5 protein-coding genes are annotated in these 7,271 nt (G+C 34.7%); all 5 read left to right on the forward strand.

The features are described 5' to 3' along the window. The 5 genes from ACOQFO_RS05390 to ACOQFO_RS05410 all read left to right on the forward strand — a co-directional run bounded on the left by ACOQFO_RS05390 (position 1) and on the right by ACOQFO_RS05410 (position 7,106). On the forward strand, positions 1-2,592 hold the full coding sequence (locus tag ACOQFO_RS05390; RefSeq protein WP_421688671.1) for a polynucleotide kinase-phosphatase: 2,592 nt from the start codon (positions 1-3) through the stop codon (positions 2,590-2,592). A 150-nt stretch (positions 2,593-2,742) separates the two neighbouring features. Beyond that, positions 2,743-3,603 (forward strand): DUF72 domain-containing protein, encoded by an 861-nt coding sequence (locus ACOQFO_RS05395; RefSeq protein WP_421688672.1) that lies wholly within the window; start codon positions 2,743-2,745, stop codon positions 3,601-3,603. Next, entirely contained in the window at positions 3,603-4,424 is an 822-nt protein-coding gene (locus tag ACOQFO_RS05400; RefSeq protein ID WP_421688673.1) for a sulfite exporter TauE/SafE family protein, read from the forward strand. Before ACOQFO_RS05395 ends, ACOQFO_RS05400 begins: the two co-directional genes overlap by 1 nt. Before the next feature lie 57 nt (positions 4,425-4,481). Continuing rightward, positions 4,482-5,843, forward strand: coding sequence for a bifunctional metallophosphatase/5'-nucleotidase (locus ACOQFO_RS05405; RefSeq protein ID WP_421688674.1), 1,362 nt, complete (start codon positions 4,482-4,484; stop codon positions 5,841-5,843). A gap of 159 nt (positions 5,844-6,002) precedes the next feature. Then, a complete protein-coding gene (locus ACOQFO_RS05410) occupies positions 6,003-7,106 on the forward strand; it encodes an HD domain-containing phosphohydrolase (protein ID WP_421688675.1) in 1,104 nt (367 codons plus the stop codon). The last annotated feature ends 165 nt before the right edge of the window (positions 7,107-7,271 follow it).

Here is a 7,271-nt window from a genome sequence, read left to right on the forward strand (position 1 = left end):
ATGGACGTTCTTATCCCTAATGCTGGAATTGTACTACTAATAGGACCATCAAATAGTGGTAAATCAACATTGCTGAAACAATTAGTAAAAAAGGGTCAGATACTCCCTTCTGAAATTGTTAGCTCAGACCAATTTAGAGTGTTAGTTAGTGACGTAGAATTTATCGATTTGAGTAACAAATCGGGTGATGAAGCAGATACGTTATTTGACAATTATCAAAAAATCTCTGCAGAAGCATTTTCCATGATGGATTCATTAATAGAAACTAGATGTAGACTGAATAAACTTACCATTGTAGACGCAACCCATTTGTATTCAGAAGACCGCAAAAAGTATATTTCAATGGCCAAAAACAATCATGTTCCGATTATTTCTCTTGTAATGGATGTGGACCAAAGTGTATTACTCGAACGAGATAAGGAACGCGAAAATCCAAGAGGAAGTAAAAGAATTAAGCAACAATACCAAGTATTCAAAAGAGAAAAACGTTTTATTAAAAAAGAAGGTTACTTAGCAACTTATTTCATTTCCCATACGAATGAAATCGAAGTGATAAGAAGGGAAAATCCACTTCATCTAGACCTAGGAAATGGCATTGACATTATCGGTGATATCCATGGCTGTTACGATGAAATGATACAACTTCTTGAAAAATTAGGTTATGAACAAAATGCTGAACAATATTACATCCATCCGGAAGGAAGAAAGTTTCTATCACTTGGAGATATTATGAGCCGTGGCCCACAATCTATGAAAACAATGGAATTTTTCTTGCGCCATGTAAATAATGGATTAGCATACATGATTGACAGTAATCACGGATGGAAAATCGCTCGTTGGTTAGACGGTAAAAATGTTACCTTAAGTCACGGGGATGAATTAGTTGAAGCGGAATTTAGGCAATATGAAGTTACTCACGGGACAGAGAAAGCAGATACACTTAAGTATGCGATAAAGGACCTTCTTCTTAAGTCACCTTCTCACTATGTTATAACGAAAAATGGAATACCAACTTTAGTTTGCACCCATGCAGGAATGAAAGATGAATTTATAGGAAAACAGTCTTTCGATATTAGTGATTTTTGCCGTTATGGAGATAATGAAGGTCTGGATGACACTGGGAGACCAATTAGGAAAGATTGGACAATCCACCATAAAACAAACACATTAATTGTTTGGGGACATGACCCTAAACCGAAACCATTAGTGATAAATAATACAATTAATATTGATCAAGGTGTTGTGTTTGGTGGCGAATTAACCGCATTCCGATATCCTGAAAAGGAATTTGTTGCAATACAAGCAACAACAGATTATTCGGAAGGTAAGAGTAATCCTTTACTTGAATTGAAGAAAAAACGATTAGATCCACCAAATATTGCCCAATTTATTGATGGATTTACAGTAACAACAGACGTATTTGGGGAAGTTCGAATACCAAAGGAACATGCAATTCCAGCAATTGATACTGTTTCACACTTTACTGTACCACTTGAAGAGCTAGTGTATATTCCACCAACGATGAGTCCAACGCCAAGTCCCTCATCACTAGAAAACTACCTTGAGCATCCGAAAGAAGCAATTGATTATTATAAGAGTATGGGTATTCATCGTATGGTTGCTGAAAAGAAGCATATGGGTAGCAGAGGGATTTTATTGTTATTTAAAGATCAAGAGACAGGTTTTAAATACGTAGGTCGTAACACACTTGGAGTAATTTACACACGTACAGGAAGACGTTTCTTCGATGACAATACAGAGCTCGAAATACTTTCAAGAATAAATAAAGGGCTAACAACAAGTAACTATTTCGACAAATACGGAACGGAATTTGTTCTTCTAGACGCAGAAATTATGCCATGGAACTTAAAAGCGAAAGAGCTAATTAGTAGTCAATATGCACATGTATCAGAAAATGCCATTTTAGACCGAAGTGTACTTAAAAGTAAAATTGAAAGAGCACTTGGTAATCACAAGGAATTAGAGAATTGGTTAGAAGAATACGATGAAAAACTGACTAATGCACAAATTTTCAAAGAAGTGTTCCAAAAGTACTGTTGGGAAATAAACAATATCGACCAAATTCAAATTGCACCGTTTCATCTACTCGCTCATAGTAGTGAAACATTCTTTGATAAGCCGCACACTTGGCATATGGAGAAAAACAAAGAATTCTCTACATTGGATACCATCTTCGTTGAAACTGAATATAAAGTCATTCACGATGAATCGAGTGAAGAGGAAGTCAGAGCTTGGTGGGAAGAAATCACCGCAGATGGTCATGAAGGAATCGTCATTAAACCAGAAATATTTGTTTCAAGATCGAAGGGTAAACTAGTACAGCCTGCGATAAAAGTAAGAGGAAAAAAGTATCTTCATATTATTTACGGTATGGATTATTTGCAGCCTGAAAATTTGAGGAGATTAAAGGAACGAAAAGTTGGTAAAAAACAAAAGCTTGCATTAAAAGAATTTAGTTTAGGAGTAGAAGGAATTCAACGATTCGTTAATGGAGAATCAATCTCTAGAATTCATGAATGCGTTCTAGGAACCCTCGCAATGGAATCGGACCCAGTCGATCCAAGATTGTAATACTGAAGTGGAAGTATTTTCGAAATTTAGGTAATAAAGAAAAGTGAGTTTGCCAAGGCTAGCTCACTTTTTTCGTATAATTTACACCTTAAATGTAAAAATCTATTACTTATCTGTGCTATCATAAAAATATACAAAGGAGGGGTTTTCTTGATATTGGTTGGACTAACAGGATGGGGAGATCACCCTTCTTTATATAGTAATTTATCTACAGCAAGGGATAAGCTTTTCGATTATAGCGGACATTTTCCAATTGTTGAAGTGGATACTTCCTTCTATGCAATCCCTGCTGAAAGAAATGTGAAAAAATGGTGCTCTGAAACACCGCCTAATTTTCAGTTTGTATTAAAGACTTATCAAGGTATAACAGGTCATCTTCGGGATGAACTTCCCTTTGAAACGAGAAATGACATGTTTGAGTCATTTCGAGCTTGTGCCAAAGCCTTTCAGGACGAAGGGAAGTTAGGAATGGTTCTTGTACAATTTCCACCGTGGTACGATTGTCAGGCTAAAAATGTTACATACATTCGTTATGTAAAAGAACAGTTAAAAGATTTTCCGATTGCTATAGAATTTCGAAACCAAACTTGGTATGCAGAAAATAATCGCGAAATGATGCTGCAATTTTTAAAAGACAATAAGCTAATTCATTCCGTTTGTGATGAACCTCAAGCGGGAAGTGGATCAGTACCATTAGTTAGTGTATCGACATCAAAAGAGAAAGTGCTATTTAGAATTCATGGACGTAATATTCATGGCTGGAGAAATGCGGGGAACAATCAAAATTGGCGTGAAGTTCGATTTTTATATGATTATAATGAAGAAGAACTTCGTCAAATTGCGAAGGTCGTATTAGACCTAAAAGAACAGTCAAAAGATGTTTATGTTTTGTTTAATAACAATTCTGGTCAGCATGCTGCTAAAAATGCAAAACAACTAATGAGCATTTTAGAAATAGAATATAGCGGTTTATCACCAAAACAATTAGATTTATTTGAAGGGGAAATTTAATGGAATATTTATTGTTACTTATCATCGCGCTTTGTTCGGGAATTGTTGGTTCTCTTGTTGGATTAGGTGGGGGAGTTATTTTAGTTCCGGCTACATTATTTATCGGGATTAATCTAGGATATATTCAAGAACTAACTCCTCAATCTGTAGTGGGGTTATCAGTTATTATGATGATCTTTACAGGACTTTCATCTACTTTGTCTTATATGAAGTCCAAAACAGTAGATTATAAGAGTGGATTCATCTTCTTTATCGGAAGTATTCCGGGAACTATGCTTGGTGCATGGGTTAATCAGTATTTAGATTTGCCATCTTTTAACTTGTATTTTGGTATTTTATTAATTATTTTATCAACATTATTACTAGTGAAAGATAAACTTAAACCTGTAAAATGGTTTGTAGAACATGGTACGAAAAAGCAATTTATTGATCATAATGGGAAAGAATATATATATGGTTATCCAATTTGGTTTGCAATCCTTTTAACATTTGTAGTTGGATTTTCTTCAGGATTATTTGGAATTGGTGGCGGTTCAATGATCGTGCCTGCCATGTTATTATTATTCCAATTTCCTCCCCATGTAGCAGTGGCAACTTCTATGTTTTTGGTATTCCTTTCATCTATTGTAAACTCTGCTAGTCATATAGCTTTAGGGAATGTGCCATGGATTTATACAATACCGGTTATCATTGGAGCTTATGTTGGTGCGAAAATTGGCTCTGCATTAAATAAAAAAATGAAATCAGAGACACTCATTTTAGTTTTAAGAATTATCTTATTATTACTAGGTATTCGTTCAATTTTTGATGGATTATTTTAACGATCCGTGCAGAAAATTAATCTGCAATTAATTGATTATTGAAAGATGGTGGCAAGTTTGATCGAGACGATACATTTTTTTCATACGAACGATATACATAGCCACTTCGAATATTGGCCACGCATGCAGTATTACATTAAAGAACAGAGATTGACCTATGCAAAATTAGGGGAACCTAGTTTCCTATTTGATATTGGTGACCATTTGGACCGCTCCAATATTTATACTGAGGCTACACTTGGTAAAGGCAATGTGGAATTGTTAAATGAAGCACAATATGATGTAGTCACGATTGGAAATAATGAAGGAATTACACTTACACATGAAGATTTATACCACTTATATGATGAGGCGAAATTTGATGTAGTAGTGGCAAATTTGCATGTGAAAAGTGGTGTAAATCCTAATTGGATTAAACCTTATGCGATTTTGACGACTAAGTATGGTACTAAAATTGGCGTTGTAGGTGCAACAGCGTCGTTTCCTGCTTTCTACGATGAACTTAATTGGAACATTACTGAGCCAATAGAAGCAATAAAACACGCAGTGAATGAGCTGAAGGATCAGGTGAATATGATTCTTTGCTTATCGCATTTAGGAATTTCAAATGATGAGTTACTTGCAAAAGAGTGCCCTGATATTGATGTCATCTTTGGCTCTCACACTCACCACTTGTTTTTAGAAGGAAAATTAGTTGACCATGTCCTATTAACTGGGTGTGGAAAGTTTGGGATTTATACTGGCCATTTACAAGTTCAATATGACCATCAAAAAAGACGGGTTATTAAAAAAAAAGAAAATGTCATCGAAAATGCATTATTACCTGAAATTGAGAAGGAAGGAACTTTCATAGAGTCCCTTGCTTTAAAAGGTAAGGAACTATTAAATCAACCTGTATTTAGAACATCTAAATCTTATAATAAGGAATGGTTCCATCATTCTAATTTATCTCGAGTTTTTGAGAAATGTCTCATTGAGTTTACAGATGCAGATTGTGCGATGTTCAATGCAGGAATTTTCTTAGGTGGGCTTAAAAAAGGCATTGTAACTAAATATGATATTCATAAAATCTTGCCACATCCCATTAATGCATGTGTGATAGAGTTAAGTGGGGAAGAGTTGAAAGAAGTGCTATTGCTATCTGAAAATGAAGATTGGCCATTATTAGAATTAAAAGGTTTAGGGTTTAGAGGCACCATTTTTGGAAAGCTCTTAACATACCATTTCTCACTTAATGATGATAACGAATTAATTGTTAAAGGACAGAAAGCTGACTTAAATCAAACGTACCGTCTTGCTACACTGGATATGTATACATTTGGCTATTTCTTCCCAAGTTTTAAAGAAGCAAAGAAAAAATACTATTTACCCTTATTTTTAAGAGATATCTTATCGGAATATGGAGAAAAATATCTTTAGCGTTTTTAAATCGTAATGATTTTTACAAAACAAAACGTAATGGCAGACGGGTTTTATATTGCTGAAGTACGTTTATTTTAGCATGTAAATCCTTCTGCACATGTTTTGTTACTATACATAAAATACAACGGATAATAGATATGATTGGAGCTTTAATTAATGAGACTTATTTCACTCGATGTACTTGCACCGGGAATGGTAATCGCTAAATCAATATGGAACGATGCAGGGCGACCATTACTTCAACAAGGTGTTGTAGTATCTCAAACTATGGTTAATCGACTACAACAATTGAATATAAAATATGTGTACATCGATGACGAGATCTCAAAAGGGATTGAAGTAGAAGAGACGGTCCCAGTTGAAAAAAGATTACGTACAGTGAAAAAAATTACAGAATCCTTTAATAAGTTGAAAGGATTGGAAGGAAAAAAAGCTTCTTATATTCTAGACATCCAATCACAAGAGATCGGAAATATGATTGATGGATTATTAGAATCGATTCTTGAAAGTAAGGAAATGTTAACCGTATTAACGGATTCTTATATATACGATGAATATTTATATCAACACTCCTTCCAAGTAACTTTATATGCACTTGCCATCGCAAAAGAGCTTGGCTATAGCTATAAGGAAATAAAGCTAATTGGAATTGGTGCCATTTTACATGATGTTGGTAAATTGCAAATTCCAACGAACATCTTATTTAAGCCAGGCAAATTAACAGATGAAGAATATGAAACGGTGAAAAACCATGCTCAATTTGGATTTGATATTTTAAGAAATTTGCATTCCATTTCTTTATTGGTCGCACACTGCGCATATCAACATCATGAAAGACTTGATGGTAGTGGTTATCCACGTGGCATTGTGGAGAAAGACATTCATCCATATGCAAAAATTATTGCGGTAGCAGATGTATTTGATGCGGTTACTTCAGATCGAGTATATCGCAATAAACTACTTCCTTCCCAAGGAATTCAACTTCTCGAATCTGGAAGCGGCGTTCTATTCGATACAAAAGTAGTTGAGGCATTAAAGAGAAGTATTGTTCATTATCCGAATGGTACGATTCTTTTACTTTCAGATGGTAGAAGAGGTGTTGTTGCAAAACAAAACCTAAATAATTCTGAACTTCCTCAAGTTCGTATATTTGAGGAAAATAACGCCATATTAAAGTCGACATATATATTGAATCTAGAAGAACATCCAGAGGTGTCCGTGGAAAAGGTTGAGACACAATACATTAAACAAGCCGAATAGAAATCTTCTCCTATTCATAAATTTATATAGAGTCTCGGAATAAATAACAATTTTTCTGGGTGAAATGAACCAAAATTACTGGAAATTGGATTGGAATGGCCTGCACACTCATTATTTTCATTGTATTTTCAAAAATGTCCATGACAAAGAAACCTATTGCCATTA

Origin of the sequence: Ureibacillus sp. MALMAid1270, from assembly GCF_049202975.1 — a bacterium.
Lineage (GTDB): Bacteria > Bacillota > Bacilli > Bacillales_A > Planococcaceae > Ureibacillus.

Bases quoted from the DNA above. Each gene is read 5' to 3' on its own strand.
- ACOQFO_RS05390 (WP_421688671.1), top strand. From the start codon at position 1: ATGGACGTTCTTATCCCTAATGCTGGAATTGTACTACTAATAGGACCA.
- ACOQFO_RS05400 (WP_421688673.1), top strand. From the start codon at position 3,603: ATGGAATATTTATTGTTACTTATCATCGCGCTTTGTTCGGGAATTGTT.
- ACOQFO_RS05410 (WP_421688675.1), top strand. From the start codon at position 6,003: ATGAGACTTATTTCACTCGATGTACTTGCACCGGGAATGGTAATCGCT.